This window comes from Kitasatospora sp. NPDC058190, from assembly GCF_042883685.1.
Taxonomy (GTDB): Bacteria; Actinomycetota; Actinomycetes; order Streptomycetales; family Streptomycetaceae; genus Kitasatospora.
This window is the reverse complement of the sequence record NZ_JBHVVI010000052.1, coordinates 1-16421: the sequence shown is the minus strand read 5'-3', so window position 1 is coordinate 16421 and position 16421 is coordinate 1. Positions and strand designations below refer to the sequence as shown.

The 16421-nt window shown below is 73.2% G+C and carries 14 protein-coding genes; 6 read left to right on the top strand and 8 right to left on the bottom strand.

The annotated features are described in order from the left end of the window. Nucleotides 1–65 precede the first annotated feature (65 nt). Nucleotides 66–2318 (bottom strand): hypothetical protein, encoded by a 2253-nt coding sequence (locus ACFVWU_RS23265; RefSeq protein WP_387624108.1) that lies wholly within the window; start codon nt 2316–2318, stop codon nt 66–68. A 341-nt stretch (nt 2319–2659) separates the two neighbouring features. After that, on the bottom strand, nt 2660–5041 hold the full coding sequence (locus tag ACFVWU_RS23260) for an ATP-binding protein (protein ID WP_387624105.1): 2382 nt from the start codon (nt 5039–5041) through the stop codon (nt 2660–2662). Nucleotides 5042–5217: 176 nt separating this feature from the next. On the opposite strand from ACFVWU_RS23260, the gene ACFVWU_RS23255 reads away from it, so the two are divergent. Continuing rightward, on the top strand, nt 5218–5772 hold the full coding sequence (locus ACFVWU_RS23255) for a hypothetical protein (RefSeq protein ID WP_387624102.1): 555 nt from the start codon (nt 5218–5220) through the stop codon (nt 5770–5772). Between the two features lie 91 nt (nt 5773–5863). On the opposite strand, the gene ACFVWU_RS23250 is transcribed toward ACFVWU_RS23255, so the two are convergent. Further along, a complete protein-coding gene (locus ACFVWU_RS23250) occupies nt 5864–7444 on the bottom strand; it encodes a protein kinase (RefSeq protein ID WP_387624099.1) in 1581 nt (526 codons plus the stop codon). A gap of 14 nt (nt 7445–7458) precedes the next feature. Beyond that, a complete protein-coding gene (locus ACFVWU_RS23245) occupies nt 7459–9114 on the bottom strand; it encodes a serine/threonine-protein kinase (RefSeq protein ID WP_387624096.1) in 1656 nt (551 codons plus the stop codon). 197 nt (nt 9115–9311) lie between these two features. Between ACFVWU_RS23245 and ACFVWU_RS23240 the strand changes: the two genes are divergently transcribed. Next, a complete protein-coding gene (locus tag ACFVWU_RS23240) occupies nt 9312–9554 on the top strand; it encodes a hypothetical protein (RefSeq protein WP_387624093.1) in 243 nt (80 codons plus the stop codon). Nucleotides 9555–9760: 206 nt separating this feature from the next. Here ACFVWU_RS23240 and ACFVWU_RS23235 read toward each other — a convergent pair whose 3' ends face one another. Next, complete coding sequence (locus ACFVWU_RS23235; protein ID WP_387624090.1) at nt 9761–10414, bottom strand: TetR/AcrR family transcriptional regulator; 654 nt, start codon at nt 10412–10414, stop codon at nt 9761–9763. 398 nt (nt 10415–10812) lie between these two features. Here ACFVWU_RS23235 and ACFVWU_RS23230 point away from each other — a divergent pair, with 398 nt between their 5' ends. The 3 genes from ACFVWU_RS23230 to ACFVWU_RS23220 all read left to right on the top strand — a co-directional run bounded on the left by ACFVWU_RS23230 (nt 10813) and on the right by ACFVWU_RS23220 (nt 13628). Then, nucleotides 10813–11214 (top strand): hypothetical protein, encoded by a 402-nt coding sequence (locus ACFVWU_RS23230; RefSeq protein ID WP_387624087.1) that lies wholly within the window; start codon nt 10813–10815, stop codon nt 11212–11214. Between the two features lie 206 nt (nt 11215–11420). After that, nucleotides 11421–12050, top strand: coding sequence for a carbonic anhydrase (locus tag ACFVWU_RS23225; protein ID WP_387624085.1), 630 nt, complete (start codon nt 11421–11423; stop codon nt 12048–12050). 105 nt (nt 12051–12155) lie between these two features. Next, a complete protein-coding gene (locus ACFVWU_RS23220) occupies nt 12156–13628 on the top strand; it encodes a SulP family inorganic anion transporter (RefSeq protein WP_387624083.1) in 1473 nt (490 codons plus the stop codon). 84 nt (nt 13629–13712) lie between these two features. Here the strand turns inward: ACFVWU_RS23220 and ACFVWU_RS23215 are convergent, their stop codons facing one another. After that, entirely contained in the window at nt 13713–14708 is a 996-nt protein-coding gene (locus ACFVWU_RS23215) for a DUF2690 domain-containing protein (protein ID WP_387624081.1), read from the bottom strand. Between the two features lie 274 nt (nt 14709–14982). Here ACFVWU_RS23215 and ACFVWU_RS23210 point away from each other — a divergent pair, with 274 nt between their 5' ends. Continuing rightward, nucleotides 14983–15420 (top strand): helix-turn-helix domain-containing protein, encoded by a 438-nt coding sequence (locus ACFVWU_RS23210; RefSeq protein WP_387624078.1) that lies wholly within the window; start codon nt 14983–14985, stop codon nt 15418–15420. Between the two features lie 75 nt (nt 15421–15495). Here the strand turns inward: ACFVWU_RS23210 and ACFVWU_RS23205 are convergent, their stop codons facing one another. Next, the gene (locus ACFVWU_RS23205; protein ID WP_387624075.1) at nt 15496–15690 is read right to left on the bottom strand and encodes a peptidoglycan-binding protein; all 195 of its coding nucleotides are present in this window, start codon (nt 15688–15690) and stop codon (nt 15496–15498) included. A gap of 103 nt (nt 15691–15793) precedes the next feature. Further along, nucleotides 15794–16183: a peptidoglycan-binding protein gene (locus tag ACFVWU_RS23200; protein ID WP_387624072.1), complete on the bottom strand. Its 390-nt coding sequence runs from the start codon at nt 16181–16183 to the stop codon at nt 15794–15796. Nucleotides 16184–16421 lie beyond the last annotated feature (238 nt).

The window sequence follows — 16421 nt, the reverse complement described above, 5'->3', positions numbered from 1 at the left end:
CCACCGACAGCCGACGGCCGACCGGGGGCGGGTGCCCCCGACCGGCCGTCAGTGCGCGGTAGTGGCTACTTCTTCGTCTGCGCCACCGGCGTCTGGTACGGGTGGTGGTGCGTGCCGCCGACGTGCAGCTGCTCGTCCGGCTTCCCGGCGAGCTTGGGCAGCACGTGGGTGCCGTACGGGTCGGTGACCGTGATCGCGGTGCCGTTGCGGCGCACCTCGTGCGGCGAGCCGATCGAGTACGAGGCGAGCGCGATCCCGGTGCTCGGGGTCGGGCTGGCGCTGGTGGCGGTGCCGAAGGCGGCGGAGGTCAGGGTCAGGCCGGTCGGCGCGGCGCCGAGGGTGAGGTAGCCGGACTGCTCGCCGCCGTACACCGAGCCGAAGGCGGCGCCCCCGGTCACGGTGGTGCCGGCCGGGACGGTGACCGGCACGGTGCTGCCGGCCGGGCCCTGGACGGTGACGGCGCCGCCCTGGATGTAGCCGCTGACGGTGCCGGCGGTCAGGGTCTGCTGCCAGGCGGTCTGCTGCTGCAGGGTGGCGCCGGCGTCGGTGAGGGTCTGGTTGACCACCGGGGTGTCCGGGGTGAACCAGCCGCGGTAGGTGGAGAGGATGCCGGTCAGGGTCTGCAGGGCGAGCCGGTCGTCGGTCAGGTTCGACTGGTGCATGAAGAACGGGCGCGGGTCGTTGCTGAGCACGTACCCGAGGGTGATCTTCTCCTGCATCGGCAGGACGTAGCTCGCCCAGCCGGTGTTCAGGTCGAGCGGCGTGATGCAGGTGGTGGTGGTCGGGTTGGCCTCGCAGTTGCCGCTGCCGCCGTTCGCCTTGGAGGTGTAGAGCCAGTTGTACTCGCTCACCTCGTCGGGCTGGGTGGAGACGTTGTAGAAGACGTTGATCGGGTGGCGCGGCACGCCGAGCGCCGAGGCGATCTGCCGCTGGCCGGTCTCCCGGGAGGCGTCCACGCCGAGCCACTGGATGTTGTTCTGGCTGAGCGCGGCGAGGAAGTTCGGGTTGTCGTTCGGCTGTTGCGGCAGCATCACGGTGCCGGAGTGCTCACCGGCCACCAACTCGCCCGGCCTGAACGGCAGTCCGTTGGCCTGGCCGAACTGGATGTTCTGCTGGATCTGGCTGTTGACGGTGGCCTGGTCGACGTACTGGATCGCGCCGGTGGAGTCGGTCTGGCACTTCCACGGGATCACGGTGAAGTTCTGCACGCAGCCCAGGAACGGGTGTTGGTACGTGTGGTTGAGCCACCAGAAGCTGTTCTTGTTCGCCAGCAGGGCGGTGGTCAGCGGGTCGGTGCCGCCGTCGGCCGCCGCGTAGTCCAGGCTGGGACCGCCGTTGAACAGGAAGTCCAGGGTGTAGTTGTTCTGCTGCTGCCAGGCGACGGTGGCGGTGACGTCCGCCGGGGTCATCCGGATCGGCGTGGTGGCCGGCACGCTGCCGACGCAGTCGCCCTCCCCCGGGGTGCAGTTGCCGACCTGGCTCCACCGGGAGTTGGCGTTGAAGAGGTCGTCGATGTGGGCCGAGAAGTAGTTGCGCCAGTACCCCAGGTGGACGCCCTTGGTGACCCAGTCCACGATGCCGTGCGCCAGCAGCCGGTACTGCTGCTGGTAGTAGTTGTAGGCGAAGGTCAGCACCAACTGCTGGCGCCCGCCGGAGGTGTAGACCCCGGCGAGGGTGCCCTGGGTGGTGGTGCCGGGCACCGTCTCGGTCAGGTACGGCTCGAAGTGCGAGCCGGTGGCCGGGTTGTCGGGCAACGGGGTGGTCAGGTAGCCGTACGAGCCGTTCCCGCCGGGAGTGCCCTCGAAGGGGACCGGGCCGTTCAGGTAGCGGAAGGCGTCCGCACGGGCGGGGGCGGTCGCCGTCGCGCTGGTGGCGTCCAGCGAGCCCGACCAACTCGGAGCGTTCAGGCCGGTGTTGGTGCCGGGCCAGACGTAGGCGTCCACCTGCCGGACCTGGTAGCCCTGCTCGTAGCCGGCCAGGGCGCTCAGCTCGGCCGCGGAGAGCTGGGACGGGGCGTCGTTGGGCAGCACGACGCCCTCGAAGTGCCCGTGCGGGGTGCCGTCGGCCAGTGTGTCGGCCAGGAAGCCGGCCGTGATCGTGGCCCGACTGGTGCTGGTGAGGTCGATGACGGTGGTGGGCACGCCCTCGGCGGCCAACTGCTGCCGGATCCCCTCGACCCAGGGGTTGCCGTCGGTGACCACCAGGACGTTCAGGTCCACCCGTGATGTCGCGGCCGAGGCCGGGACGACGGCGGCCAACCCGATCACCGCGGTGGCGACGGCCAGCGCGACGGCGGGGAGGAAGCGGAAGGCTCTCACGCGAAAGCCCCCTGCGGTATTGCGGTGAGTCGACTCATGGGAGCTGATAATGCCCGGCCGGACAGGGCCCGCGCAGCAGGCTGGGAACAAGGTTTGCCAAGGGCTGGGGAATTACTGGAAGAAGGTTCGGCCAGGATGCGCACCCGTCAATGTCGTGAGGGTTAACGACAATTGATGACGGCCTGGAAGAACGGCTCTGACCAGCCATTTCCCCGCGCCGGGCGGCACCGGCCGGGGATTCTGGCGGGCCCCTGACAATGCCGCCCGAGCGCGCGGATTTCCCGTCCCCCACCGCACGACCGGAATACCGGTCAGGTCAATTCCGGCGCCCGGTCCGCCGCTCAGCGGAGCCGCCCCGGCCCGGTGCTGGCGTTCAGCCGGGCCCGAACGGCGTCGGCATCACGGTGTTGCAGGTCTTCGAGGATGGCGAGGCTCCGGTTCCAGGAGTCGCGGGCGGCCTCGACGTCGCCGAGGGCGAGATGGGTGTCGCCGATGTGGGTGTGGATGTCGGCCTGGAGGAAGTAGTCGCCGACGGCCTGACGCAGGCGCAGCGACTCGTGGTAGGCGGGGAGCGCCTCGTGGTACTCGCCCAGGTGGTGGTGGATGAAACCGATGCTGTCCCAGATGGACGACTGGCCGGGGAGGTTGCCGGTGTCACGGGCCAGGTCCAGTCCACGCCGGCAGTACGGGAGCGCCTCCCGCAGCTCGCCCTGCTGCGCCAGGTACCAGCCGATGCTGTTGAGCGCGAGGGCCTGACCGGAGGGATCGCCGATGGCCTGGAACAGTTCCAGGGCCCGGCGGGACTCGGCCACCGCCTCGGCGTCGGCGTGCTCCTCGCCGTGGGCGATGGCGAGGTCGAGCCGGGTCCTGCCCTCGCGCGGCCGGTCCCCGAGCGCCTCGAAGAGTTCGAGGGCCTGGCGCAGTTCGCGCTGGGCCTGGGGCTGGCGGCCCTGGGAGCGGTGCACCTGGCCGAGCCAGCGGTGCGCGTGCGCCTGTCGGCGGCGGTCCCCGGTGCGTTCGGCGGCGGCCAGTGCCGTCTCGCTCGCCCGCTGCCACTGCTGCCACAGCCCCGACTTGAGCAGGTAGGCGACCTGCGCGCCGACGAGCTGCCAGGCGTGGACGTCGGCCCCCGCCCGGTGGGCCGAGTCGACGATCCGCTCCAGCACCGATTGCTCGTCCCGGTACCAGTCGAGCGCCTGCCGGCGGTCGGCGAGGTCCTCGGGAGCCACCCCGGCGGCCGGTTCCGCGAGGTCGAGCGACTGCCAGGCGGCGTCGTCGGCGTAGGCGAGGCAGCCGGCGCGGTGTGCGGTGTGGAGGTAGTGGTCGAGCATCCGCAGCGTCGCCTCGGCCTGCCCCTGCGGCGGCTCCAGGGCGGCCACCTGCTCGGCGGCGTAGACGCGCAGCAGGTCGTGGAAGGTGTACCGGCCCCGCTCGGGCGCGGTGATCAGATGGGCGCGGTGCAGGTCCTCCAGCAGGGCGCGGGTCTCGGACAACGGCAGGCCCGCGAGGCTCGCGGCCGCCGCCGCGCTGACGTGCGGGCCCGGGTGCAGGCCGAGCAGCCGGAACAGGCGGGCGGCTTGCGGAGCCAGCGCGCGGTAGGACCAGGAGAGCACCACCCGGACGTCGGCGTGGCTGTCACCGGCCGACAGGAGGTCCAGGCGCGCCTGGGAGTCCCGCAGTTCGCGCGCCCACACGCCGAGCGGGGTGCCGGGGTGGTCGGCCGCCCGTGCGGCGGCGATGTTCAGGGCCAGCGGCAGCCGGGCGCAGAGCTCGATCAACTCGTCGGCCGCGTCCTGCTGGTCCTCGACCACCGCGGCGCCCAGGCGGCGGGCGAGCAGTTCGCGCGCCTCCGCACGGGAGAGCACGTCCAGGGCCAGCGGGACGGCGCCGTCCAGGGCGACCAGCCCGGGCAGCCGGTTCCTGCTGGTCACCACGACCAGGCAGGTGTTGGAGCCGGGCAGCAGCGGGCGGACCTGTTCCGCCTCGCGGGCGTTGTCGAGGACGATCAGCGTCCGGGTGCCGGCCAGCCGGCTGCGCAGGAGCGCGAGCTGCCCGTCCGGGTCGGCGGGGACGCGCAGGGCGGGAACGCCCAGCGCGTCCAGGAAGCCGCGCGCCACGTCGGCGGCGTCGACCGGGGAACGGTCGGGGTCGAACCCGCGCAGGTTGGCGAAGAGTTGACCGTCGGGGAAGCGGTCGGCCACCCGGTGGGCGAAGTGCACGGCCAAGGTGGTCTTGCCCACGCCCGCGGTGCCGGCGATCGCCGAGATCACCACCGCGCCGCAGCCGGGGGTCACGTCGGCCAGCAGCTCGTCGAGCGCCTGGAGCTCACGGGCACGCCCGGTGAAGTGCCGGATGGCCATGGGCAGCTGCTGCGGGCTGCTCGACCCGGCCGGGCCGGAGGACAGGCCCGGTGGAAGGGGCGGGAGAGCCGCGGCTCCGGGGGTCGGCTCCGCCGCCGGAGCGGCGTCCGGTCCGTCCGACCCCGCCGAACGCTGCGGGTCCGTGTCCCGTGCCGCCGCCAGCCACCGGGTACGGGTGTCCTGGTCGACGCCGAGGGCCTCGGCGAGCCGCACCACCGAGGACAGTCGGGGTCGGCGCCCGCCCGCCTCCAGGGCGCTGATCGATCGCGCCGACACCCCCGAGCGCTCCGCGAGCTCGTCCTGGCTCCACCCCGCCGACAGACGTCGCTCCCGCAACAGCTCGGCGAAAACAGCAGCCCCCACTCATCCCCCTGGTCCCCTGCGAACCGTGCCGACGCCTGCTCGGCCGGCGCTGATCGCGAACGAGAGTAGCCCGACGCACGCCCAAGTGTCAGGTCAACGTCAGGTCAACGTCGTGGTCGGCCGGGCCCCACCACGGCGATGATGAGCGCCGAACGGCCCCGTCCGAGGAGGAAGACATGAACGCTCGCAGGGCCGCTTCGCGTCCGACCAGGGGTCCGGCCCGGTTGACGGCGTTCGCCGTCGCCCTCGCGGCGCTCGGCACGGGCGGCACGGTCGACTCCTCGGCCGCCCCGGCCACCACGTCGGCCCGTCCCGGCCCCGTACCGGTCGAGAAGGTCAGGACCGCAGACGGGGTCCTCACCGTCTACCGCTCGGCCGGCCGGCCGCAGACCGTCGCCCCCGCCTCGGGCGACGGCGACGCCACGCCGCCCACCTGGGCCACCACCTGCAACGGCGTCAACCCCAAGGTCTGCTTCGCTGTCGACGGCAGCGGCTACTACGTCCGCACCATGGAGAACAGCACCTACTACGGTGCGAGCACCTGGGCCGACATCCAGATCAAGAGCCCCTCCGGGGCCGTCGTGACGGGGACGAGCTTCCACGTGACCGGCGGCACCTGGTACACCGCGACCTACACGCCGAACGGCTACGTCACCGCCGGTTGGTGGTGTGGCTTCAGCGACGCCAATGGCGGTGTGTACACCGGCAGTTGCATCAATGTGAGCAACTGATCCACAGACCGACGAGCGGCCCCGGGGCGCCGTCCGTCGACCGGCCGCGAGCCGCGGCAACGGGGGTACCGCGGCTCGCGGCCGGATCCGCTCAGCGCGGCATCGCGGCGAGGGCCGCTCGGGCGACCTTCACCGCCTCCGCCTCGCAGCCCGCCGCCGGGTGCTCCTTGCCGCCCAGGCCGACGGACAGGCTCAGATTGCCGTCGCGGACGGCCAGCGAGCACCCCTCCCCGTTCCCCGGCGAGTCCCAGTACGCCTCCTCGCCGATCCCGAGCCCGTCGTCGCGCCGCTTGCCCTTGGCCGCGTGGGCGAAGTCCTTGCGCTGCTTCTGCGTGGCGTTGTCGCTGCTGCCGGCGCTGCGCTGCAACTCCCACTGGACGGCGGCGGACGGCGTCTGTTCCAAGTAACGCTGCCCGGCGACGACGGTCGAGCCGTACCAGAAGCAACTGGTCCGGGCGAAGGTGGACTGCTCCAGGTAGCCGTCGGCGTCCTGCTTGCGTTCCGAGGACGGCAGCGGCAGTTGCGCGGCGGCCTCCGCGCAGACCGGCGCCTTGAGGTACTTGTCCGGGACCGCCGGGCCGTTCGGGTCACTCAGCAGCAGGTAGGCGCCGACACCGATGCCCGCCGCGGCGACGGCCCCGGCGGTCACCAGGGCGGCGGTGCGGCGTGAGCGTCGGACGGGCGGGGCCTCGGCCGGTGCGGGCGCCAGGACGGTGGCCAGGGCCGTGGGATCGGGGAGCTCCCGCGGTTCCACCACCACCGTCCGGTGCGCCACCGTCCGGTGCGGCTGCGCGAGCAGCCCGTCCACCGCCGCCTGCTGCGCCGCGATCAGCGCGTGCACCGCCGCCGGCCACTGCCGCCCGGCCGGGGTGACCGGGCCGAGGAGTTCGAGCAGCCGCGCCGGGGTGGGGCGGGCTGCGGGGTCCTTGGCCAGGCAGGCCGCCAGGAGCGGGCGGGTGACGGCGGGGACGGCCGTGAGGTCCGGCTCGCTGTGCACGACGTTGTAGAGCGTCTGCAGGGTGGAGGCCCCGGCGAAGGGGCTGCGCCCGGTCAAGGCGAGGGCCAGCACCGAGCCGAGCGAGAACACGTCGCCCGCCGGGGTCAGCGCCCGGCCCTCGGCCTGCTCGGGGGACATGTACGCGGGCGAGCCGATCACCCCGCCGGTGTGGGTGAGTTCGGCCTCCTCCTCGGTGGCCCGGGCGATGCCGAAGTCGATCACCCGGACGCCGTCCTCGGCGAGCAGGACGTTCTCCGGCTTGAGGTCGCGGTGGATCAGCCCGGTGCGGTGGATCTCCACCAGGGCCGTGGCCAGGCCGACCGCCAGCCGGTGCACGGCGTCCGCGGGCAGCGCCCCGGCGGCCTCCACGGCGGCGCCCAGCGAGGGGCCGACCACGAACACCGAGGCCAGCCAGGGCGTCACCGCCTCGACGTCGGCGTCCATCACCGCCGCCGTGTAGGCGCCGGAGACCCGGCGCGAGGCGCCGACCTCCCGCCGGAACCTGGCCCGGAACCCGGCGTCGGCGGCGAACCGTTCGTGCACCTGCTTGACCGCCACCAGCCGCCCGTCCGGCCCGGCCCCCAGCAGCACCCGGCCCATCCCGCCCCGGCCCAGCTCGGCGAGGACGCGGTACGGGCCGACCTCGGCCGGATCGGACTCCCGACGGGGCCTCAACCGCGGCATCCCCGTCACTGCGGGAACACCGGGGCCGTGGCGGTGCCCTGGGGGCTCGGGCCGTTCGCGGACACCGTCCGCGCCAGCTTCACCGCCGACTCGCCGAGCATCCTGGTCATCGTTTCGCACCGCCCGCGCGGATAGGTCGTTCCCTTCACCGCGACGAACACGTAGAGGTTGACGTCCCGGACGTAGAGCACACAGTTGGACTCGTCCAGGTACTTCGACGGGAGCCAGAAGGCCTCCTCGGCGAAGGTGATGCCGGAGTCACGGGTGTGGCCGCCCATGTAGAGGGCCTCGTAGTGCTCCTTGGCCCGCTCCGCGCCGGTCCTGCCGCCGGGGACTGTCGGGAAGACCTCCCAGTCGACCTGGATCTGGTCGCCCGAACGGGTGTTCCACTCGCAGCCCTGCTCCGGGAGCTTCCCGTCGCGGTCCGTGGTCTCAAAGGTTCCGGGGTTCCCCCAGGGCTTCGAGAACTCGGGCGGCGCCGTCACCTTGGCGGCGTCCGCGCAGCTCGGAACCACGCGCGCGTACCGGTCCTGGACCTGCGAGAGCGGCACGTTCCCCGGCGTGGGCACCGGCTCGGGGAACACCGAGTCCAGGTTCACCACCCCGGTGGCGACCAGCCCGCCCGCCAGCCCGGCGAGCGCCAGCACCACGGCGCCCACCGCCAGGGCGATCCGCCGTCCCCGCCCGCGCCGCCGGACCGGTGTCGCCTGGGGATCGGTCGGCGCGACGGCCGTGGCCACCGTGGGCGCGGGCGCGCCCCCGGCCGGCGCTGCGGCACCCAACAGCCGGGCGACCTCCGCCCGCTGCGCCGCGAGGAGCCCGTGCACCGCCTCCGGCCACGGCCGGGTCGAGGGCGCGATCCGGCCCACCGCCGCGAGCACCTGCTGCGGGGTCGGCCGGGCCGCCGGGTCCTTGGCCAGACAGGCCACGACCAGCGGCCGCAGGCCCTCTGGCACCCCACTCAGCTCAGGCTCGGCGTGCAGGACGTTGAACAGGATCCGCGGCAGCGACTCCCCAGTGAAGGCCGGCCGACCCGTGCAGGCCACCGCCAGGGTCGCGCCGAGCGAGAACACGTCGCTGGCGGGCGTCAGTTCACGCCCCTCGACCTGCTCGGGCGACATGTAGCCGGGCGAGCCGATCATCGCGCCGGTGCGGGTGAGCTTGGTGTCCTGCCCCTCGGCGGCCCGGGCGATCCCGAAGTCGATCACCCGCACTCCGTCCTCGGCGAGCAGTACGTTCGAGGGCTTGAGGTCGCGGTGGATCAGCCCGGCCCCGTGCACGTCGAGCAGCGCCTGAGCCAGCCCGGCCGCCAGCCGCCGCACCGCCTCCTCGGGCAGCACCCCGGCCGCCGCCAGCGCCTCGTTCAACGCCGGGCCCGGCACGAACTGGGAGGCCAGCCACGGGGTTCCGGCCTCCGGATCGGCCGCGATCACCGCCGCCGTGTACGCTCCGGACACCCGCCGGGAGGCCTCCACCTCGCGCCGGAACCGCACCCGGAACCCGTCGTCATCGGCGAACTCGGCGTGCACCTGCTTCACGGCCGCCGTCCGCCCGTCCGGCGAGACCCCGAGCAGCACCCGGCCCATCCCGCCCTGCCCGAGCACCGCCAGCACCCGGAACGGACCCACCTGCACCGGCCCGTACGGCCCCAGCGTCTCCACGTGTGCATGCCCCCTGCCGCCGCGTGCGACAGATGATACAGACGGGGAGTTCACTCCCGACCGGCCGCCTTCGCCCGCCGGGATTCACGAACCGTCAGGACCGCGTCAGCAGGCCGCCAAGACGGGCCCGAACCCGGGCGAAGTGGTGCAGGCTCGACCTACCTGCAGGTCCGCAGGTCGTTCCGGAGGTCAGCCGTATGTCCGTATCCGCCGCGTTCCATTCCGACGTCCCCGACGTGCGCCATCGGGCCCGCCGACTGCGCGCCGCGCTCGCGACGGTGCTGGAGCGGCTGGCGGCCAGCCCGCTGGACAGCCCGGTGCTCGGCGCCCTGGGCGCGCCGCGTTCGACCGCCCGCCCCGCCGGCCCGACCGCCCGCCCCGCCGGCCCGGCCGCGCGCCCCGCTCCGCAGCGCGCCCGCCGAGCGCGACGCGCCTCCTGACGCGGGACGCGTGACGCGGCCGCCGGGGTCGCCGACGCGGCCTTCGCCGAACTCTTCCGCACGGCCGGGCTCACCGTCGTCGCCTCCGGCGACATGCCGCTGTGCCTCACGGAGTTCACCCCCGACGGCCGGCGGATCGACCTGCCGCCCCGCCGGCCGGTCGCGGGTCAGGACGGCCGCCGCCCGTCCTGACCCGAGCCGCCCCCTCAGCTCCCGGAAGCGGGAGCCGGCGGCGCGTAGGTCTCCAGGTACGCGGTGATGATGCGCCGCCCCTCGTCCATCGCGGTCTCGTCACCGCCCGGGGAGCGCGTGAACGCGACGTCGAAGAGCCGGTCGCCGACCTCGAAGGCGAGCTGCACGGCGAGCAACGGGGTGTCGACCTCGATCAGGTCGCGCTCGATCGAGGCGCGCCAGGTCCGCTCGGAGAGCGACTCGTCGAACTCGCGCCCCAGCTCCGCCAGCGTCCCGGCACGCTCCCGCCACAACTCGACGAAGCCCGGATTCCCGCGGCCGTAGGTGAGCAGGGGGTCGATGACGGCGTCGACCACCTCGCGCACGGTCCTGCGCCCGCGCTCGCGCAACCGGTTGATGATCTGCCCGCGCAGCTCTACCAGGTGACGCTGCAGCAGCTCGGTCTCCACCGCGAGGCGGTCGGAGAAGTAGTGGTACACGGAGGTGATCGGGATGCCCGCCCGCTCGGCGATCGCCTTCAGGGTGGTGTCCTCGTAGCCCTGTTCGGCGAGGATCGCCTCGGCGGCGTCGAGGATCGCCCGCCTGCGCTCGACCCCGCGGCGCTGGGTCGCCGGACGGGCCGGCGCCTGGTCGGTCGGATTCTTCTCGAACACGGTTCGGGACCGCACCAGTTGCCCTTTCACTCCCCCTGCCAGGAGAGGGTTCGGATGACTCACACGAATGACGTCGTGGCGGCCGGTGCCGGCTTTCGCCGGGGTCACCGCGGCACGGGACCTCAGCGCCGAGGGCCGTTCGGTGGTCCTGCCCGAAGCGCGCGACCGGATCCACGGCCGCACCTGCCTCGACGAGGCCTTCGGCCACCCGGGCGGGATCCTCGCACTCGATCTCACCATCCCCCCGCCGCACCGATACAACCTGACCACAACTGAGTCCACCCCTCGGGAAGTTGTCCAGTGGGGCGGATGTCTTTGTTACCCACATCACGTTCGGAGTTCGGGCAAGGGTTCACCAAGAGCAGGTAACGTTTCGGCGTCGGCACGACGAGTACGACGTCGGGAGTCCAGTGGTGATACGGCGAGTTGCGGCAGCGGTGGTTCTGCTGACCTTTGCCGCCTTCATGCTGCTGCTGACCCCCAAGGCCGCGTCGGCCGTCCCGCGCCCGGTGTGCGCGATGGCCCCCGAGAAGGAGGCCGAGCAGCGCAAGCTGCGCGGCTCGCTCGACGCGCCACCGGAGGAGGCCGACACCTCGTCCCACCTGGACGCGGCGGCCGCGCCCGTCCTGGCCCCGCGCCGGACCCAGCTGATCGACGAAGCGGCCCCCGCCGGCGAGACGGTGGACGTCACGGCGGCGGCCGCGGAATCCGACACCCCGGCCGGCGCCGCCCATCCGCAAAGAGCGAGAGAGGCCTGGAGCCCCGCCTCCGCGCTCACCCCCGACGCCACCACCCTGCAGACCTTCCGCTGCTGACAGGCGGCGTGTGGCCCGCACGCTCCCACGACGGCCTCCGCACCGTGCCCACGCCACGGTGTGACGGTCGGTCACCCGTGACCGACCGAGGTTGAGGCCTGGCCGTCGGGCGTACGCCGCACGCACTCTTCGCGTCCCTGTACCGCTCCCCACCGAGCCACCCCGCCCGGCCCGGTGAGCACACGAAGAGCCACGAGGCCGAATTCATGCAGACCCTCATCGAGCACGCCCGTACGTTCCCCGCCGCGCTCTCCGAGCGGCGGGAGGAGTTCGCCCGGCTGGCCAACGGCCAGCGACCGCAAGCCCTGTTCATCTCCTGCTCCGACTCCCGGGTGATCCCGTCGATGTTCACCGGGGCCCGCCCCGGGGACCTCTTCGAGCTGCGGACCGCGGGCAACATCGTCCCCCGCTACCGGACCCAGGCCGGCGCCTGCGGTGTCGCGGGCTCCCTGGAGTTCGCCGTCGAGGCCCTGGGCGTGCCGGACATCGTGGTGTGCGGCCACTCGCACTGCGGTGCCGTCCAGGGCCTGGTCCGCGAGCAGGGGGTCGCGAGCATGCCCCTGGTGGGACGCTGGCTGGCCTGGGCCGGGCACCGGCCGGAAGCGGACGGCACCGCGCGGGCGCAGGGCCCGGCGGAAGCCCAGGGCTCGGCGCCCGACCTGGTCGCCGTCACCCAGCAGCACGTGCTGACCCAGCTGGAGCACCTGCGCAGCTACCCGTTCGTCGCCCGCCGCCTGGCGGCCGGCCAGCTGCGGCTGCACGCCTGGTACTACACCGTCGAGACCGGCGCGGTCCAGGCCTGGAAGCCCGCCAGCGGCGCGTTCCAGGCGCTGTAGGCCGCCACCCGCCCCCTCCGGCCGCTCCCGGCCACGGCACCCACCGCGCCCGTGCGCGGCGGGTGCCCCCTCCACGACGTTCCCTCCTTCGAACAGAGAACGCCCATGACTTCCTCCTTCGCCACGCTGCGCTCCGCGCTGCGCACCGACGTCACGTCCTCCCTCGTCGTCTTCCTGGTCGCCCTGCCGCTGTGCGTGGGCGTCGCCGTCGCCTCCGGCGTCCCGGCCGAACTCGGCCTGATCACCGGCATCGTCGGCGGACTGATCACCGGGCTGCTGCCCGGCAGCAGCCTCCAGGTCAGCGGTCCGGCCGCCGGCCTGACCGTGCTGGTCCTCACCCTGGTGCAGGACTACGGGCTCAGCACCCTCGGTGTGGTCGTCCTGGCCACCGGGCTGCTGCAACTGGCCCTTGGTGCGCTCAAGTTGGGCCGCTTCTTCCGCGCGATCTCACTGTCCGTGGTGCACGGCATGCTGGCCGGCATCGGGCTCGTCCTGGTCGCCGGGCAGATCTACGCGCTCGCCGACGGCAAGGCGCCCGGCACCGGGCCGGCCAAGCTGGCCGGGCTGCCCCAACTCGCCCTGGACGTCGCCCGGTCCGGCCCCGCGCTCACCGCCGCCGGTATCGGCGCCGGCACCGTCCTGATCATGGTGCTGTGGAAGAAGCTGCCCGGCCGGGCCCAGTTGCTGCCCGGCCCGCTCGTCGCGGTCGGCGCCGCGACCGCCACCACCGTCCTGTTCGACCTGCCGGTCAAGCGGGTGGAGGTGAAGGGCCTGCTGGCGGCCGTCCAGCCACCCGGCGGGGCCGACTTCGCCCGGCTGACCGAGGTCGGCCTGCTGACCACCGTCATCGCCTTCACCCTGATCGCCTCCGCCGAGTCCCTGTTCAGCGCCGCCGCCGTCGACCGGCTGCACGACGGGCCGAAGACGGACTACGACAAGGAGCTGATGGCCCAGGGCGCGGGCAACACCGTGTGCGGGCTGCTCGGCGCACTGCCGATGACCGCGGTGATCGTGCGCAGCGCCGCCAACGTCCAGGCCGGCGCCAGGACCAAGGTCTCGCGCGTGCTGCACGGCGTCTGGCTGCTGCTGTTCGCCGCCCTGCTCCCCGCCGCGCTCGGCATGATCCCGGTGGCCGCGCTGGCGGGCGTGCTGGTCCACGCCGGGTTCAAGCTGCTGCCGGTCAAGGAACTCGGGCCGCTGTGGCGCGAACACCGCGGTGAGGCGGTGGTCCTGGTGGTCACCGCCGGGGCGATCCTGGTCACCGACATGTTCGAAGGTGTGCTGATCGGCCTCGCCCTGGCGGTGGTCAAGGCTGCCTGGGAGACCTCGCGGGTCCACATCGAGGTGGAGGACCGGGGCGAGGGCCTGGTGCGGGTCCGGATCTTCGGCAACGCCACCTTCCTGCGCCTGCCCCGCATCCTCGACACCCTGGAGCGGCTGCCCACCGACCGGCCGATCGAGCTCGACCTGGCCGCGCTGCGCCACCTCGACCACGCCTGCATGAGCGCCCTGCAGACCTGGTCCGACCAGCACAACGCCCGCACCGTCCAGCCCGACCGGACGGCCGTGACCGCCTGACCGCCTGGCACCGGGGCCCGTGGGGCGGCACCCCCGTCCGCCCGACGGGCCCCGGTCCCGGTCGTCCCGGCTGGCTCGACCGGCTCAGCTGGCGCGGGAGGTCGGCGTCGTGACGACGGTCGGGGGCGCGGGCAACGGCGCGGCGGCGGCGCGGGCGGCCGGGTCGGTGACCACGCCCGTGCAGCCGTCGCCGCCCTTCTGGTGGCCGCACACCCGCAGGGTGGTGTCGCCCGGGCTGGCGTCGACCATCACCGAGTAGTTGTCGTAACCCCAGTGGATCAGGGCGGTCTCCTGCCAGCCGGTGTTGGTGGTGATGGTGGCGCTGTCCCCCGGGGAGCCGTCGGTGATCCCGGCCCAGGCGGCCCGACATCGCGGGCTGTAGTGCAGGTACAGGACCACCTGGCCGACGTTGCCCTTCAGCAGCGTCTGGTCGTCGGTCTCGCACCCCATGGCCTGCGGGTCCTTGCCCGCGCAGCCGACGCCCTGGCAGAGCGGCGCGGGCTCCGAGGCCGTCGTGGTCGGCAGGATCGCCGCCACGGCGCTGCCGCTGCCCTGTGGGCCGCGCAGCCACAGGCCCGCGACCAGGACGAGCACGGCGGCGACGGCGGCCGCCACGGCGACGGCGAGGCGCGCCATGGGGATACCCGTCGACAGTTCGGCCGCCGGCACGGGCGGCACCTCCACGAGTGGCACCTCGACGGACGGGGGCTGCTCGACGGACGGCGCGGGCGCCTCGACGGACGGCGCGGGTAGCGGGACGGGCTCCGGCTCCGGCTCCGGCACGAGGTCGGCCGCGGGTTCCGTAGCGCCCTCCTCCCGCTCGGCCTCGGCCTGCCGCAGGAGGGAGGTCAGCAGTGCGCCGTCGCACTCCACCGCCGCGATCAGCCCGGCCAGCGCCTGCGGGGTGATCAGCCGCTTCCCGTTCAGCCACCGCTCCCAGGAGGCCTTGCTGAGGTAGGTCCGCTTGCCGAGCTCGGCCAGCGAGATCCGGTGCGCGTCCTTGACCGCACGCAGCTCTTCGGCCAGCCGCCGGGCGGGTTCCGAAAGATCATCAGGAAGCGGCTTCCAGGACTGGCTCATCGCGGGCCCCTCTGACGGGTCGACGGACGTCATGAACTGATCATTTATCGGGTGATCATTCTAATCCGTTCCCCGGGGCACCGTCTCAACCGTCTCCCGCCCGCCCGCCGAAACCCCAGCTCCGGACCGTGAGACAGGATTGGTCTGTCTCAGAACGTTCGGAGACAGTCGAATGATCGCGGTCACATGTCGGAGAGTTGGCCCAGCCGGGTAGCGGTCAGGACGTCCTCCGCACCACACCGGCCGGATCAGAGCAAGCACGGGGGGAAGCCGTATGAGCCGTCAGCACGCGTCCGAGATCGCGTCCCTGTCCGCTGTCGACCAGCTCGCCAAGGAGCTCCAGTCGCTGAAGTCCTCATCGGGCCTGACCTACGCCCGCATCAGTGAGCGCACCCACTACGCGAAGTCCTCGTGGGAGCGCTGGGTGAACGGGAAGCAGTTCCCGCCGCGCGACGCGGTGGAGAGCATCGCCTCGGTCTGCGAGGGCGACGCCGAGCACCTGCTCGCCCTGTGGCACCTCGCCAGCACCTGCCGCGTCACGATCAGCGCGCCGAACGCACTGTCGGCCGGGCCGCTGGACCACCCGCCGTCCGCGTGTCCGCACCGCCGGCAGGCCGTCATCCTGCGCCGTCTGGTCCTGCTCGGGCTGGGGCTCGCGGCGGGCGCGGGGCTGGCCACCGCCGGCCGACGGCCCCTGCGACCCGGCTCCTGAGCAATGGACGGCCCGGGCACCGCGCTGACGGGCAGCGCGCGGTACCCGGGCCGGGTCGGATCGTTCCCGCTGGGGTCAGGCGAGCAGCCGCCTCCAGGTCCGGGCGTCCACCACGCCGTCGGCCCGCAGCGCGGCCGGGCTCTGGAAGGCCGTGACGGCGCCCTGCGTGGCGGGCCCGTACGACCCGTCCACGGTCAGCGTCGGGCCGTGCCGCACCAGCAGGTACCGCAGCGTCCGCAGGCTCTCGCCCGAGCCGCCACTGCTCGGCACCGGCCACACCGGCCGGGGCGACCTGTTCCTTCGGCGAGGTCGGGGAGCGGAAGGCCCCCGTCCCCGCGCCTGAGGACGGCACGGGGACGGAGGTGGAGCCCGGTCAGTAGGTGGTGGGCAGGGCGTTCCGGCAGTTGCCGTACATCGAGGGGTCTCCGTAGGCGATCAGCATGTCCCCGGTGAGCGGGCCCACCTCTCCGTCGGCGTGCTTCGTGTAGCTGATCAGGCGGTTCTGGAACACGAGCACCGCGTTGTAGGTGGCCGGGCCGAAGGAGCCGTCCTCCGCGAGGGTCGGGAATCGCACGCCCTGGTTGTAGAAGTAGTAGTTGAGCTCGGCCTGGACGCAGTACACGGCGTTCCAGTTGTTGGCCTGGCCGTAACCGACGTACCCCGCGTCGGTGTTGGCACTAGCCGTACCGGCCACGGGAAGCACGGCAGCGGCGGCGGCCGCCGCCACCACGGCGGCACGCTTGACCAACGGGTGAATGGCCACGGTTCTCCTTGATATCAGGCATCGGTCCGCCCTCGACGGACCACGTGCCCACCACGCTACGAGCCCGCCGGCCCGCACCACCACGCATCCCCGTCCCTCCCCCGTCCCGGGACGCCCCGGACACCGGGGGCCGCCGGACCCGGGCTAGTCCCGGACTTCGCACATGGGGTTTTAGGTCTCCAGCCAGCGGGGTCGGGTTTCGTCAATGCTGAGGAGTTCGAGCAGGTGTGCTTGGACT

Bases quoted from the DNA above. Each gene is read 5' to 3' on its own strand.
- ACFVWU_RS23255 (WP_387624102.1), top strand. From the start codon at position 5,218: ATGAACGCTCGCAGGGCCGCTTCGCGTCCGACCAGGGGTCCGGCCCGG.
- ACFVWU_RS23240 (WP_387624093.1), top strand. From the start codon at position 9,312: ATGTCCGTATCCGCCGCGTTCCATTCCGACGTCCCCGACGTGCGCCAT.
- ACFVWU_RS23225 (WP_387624085.1), top strand. From the start codon at position 11,421: ATGCAGACCCTCATCGAGCACGCCCGTACGTTCCCCGCCGCGCTCTCC.
- ACFVWU_RS23220 (WP_387624083.1), top strand. From the start codon at position 12,156: ATGACTTCCTCCTTCGCCACGCTGCGCTCCGCGCTGCGCACCGACGTC.
- ACFVWU_RS23215 (WP_387624081.1), bottom strand. From the start codon at position 14,708: ATGAGCCAGTCCTGGAAGCCGCTTCCTGATGATCTTTCGGAACCCGCC.
- ACFVWU_RS23210 (WP_387624078.1), top strand. From the start codon at position 14,983: ATGAGCCGTCAGCACGCGTCCGAGATCGCGTCCCTGTCCGCTGTCGAC.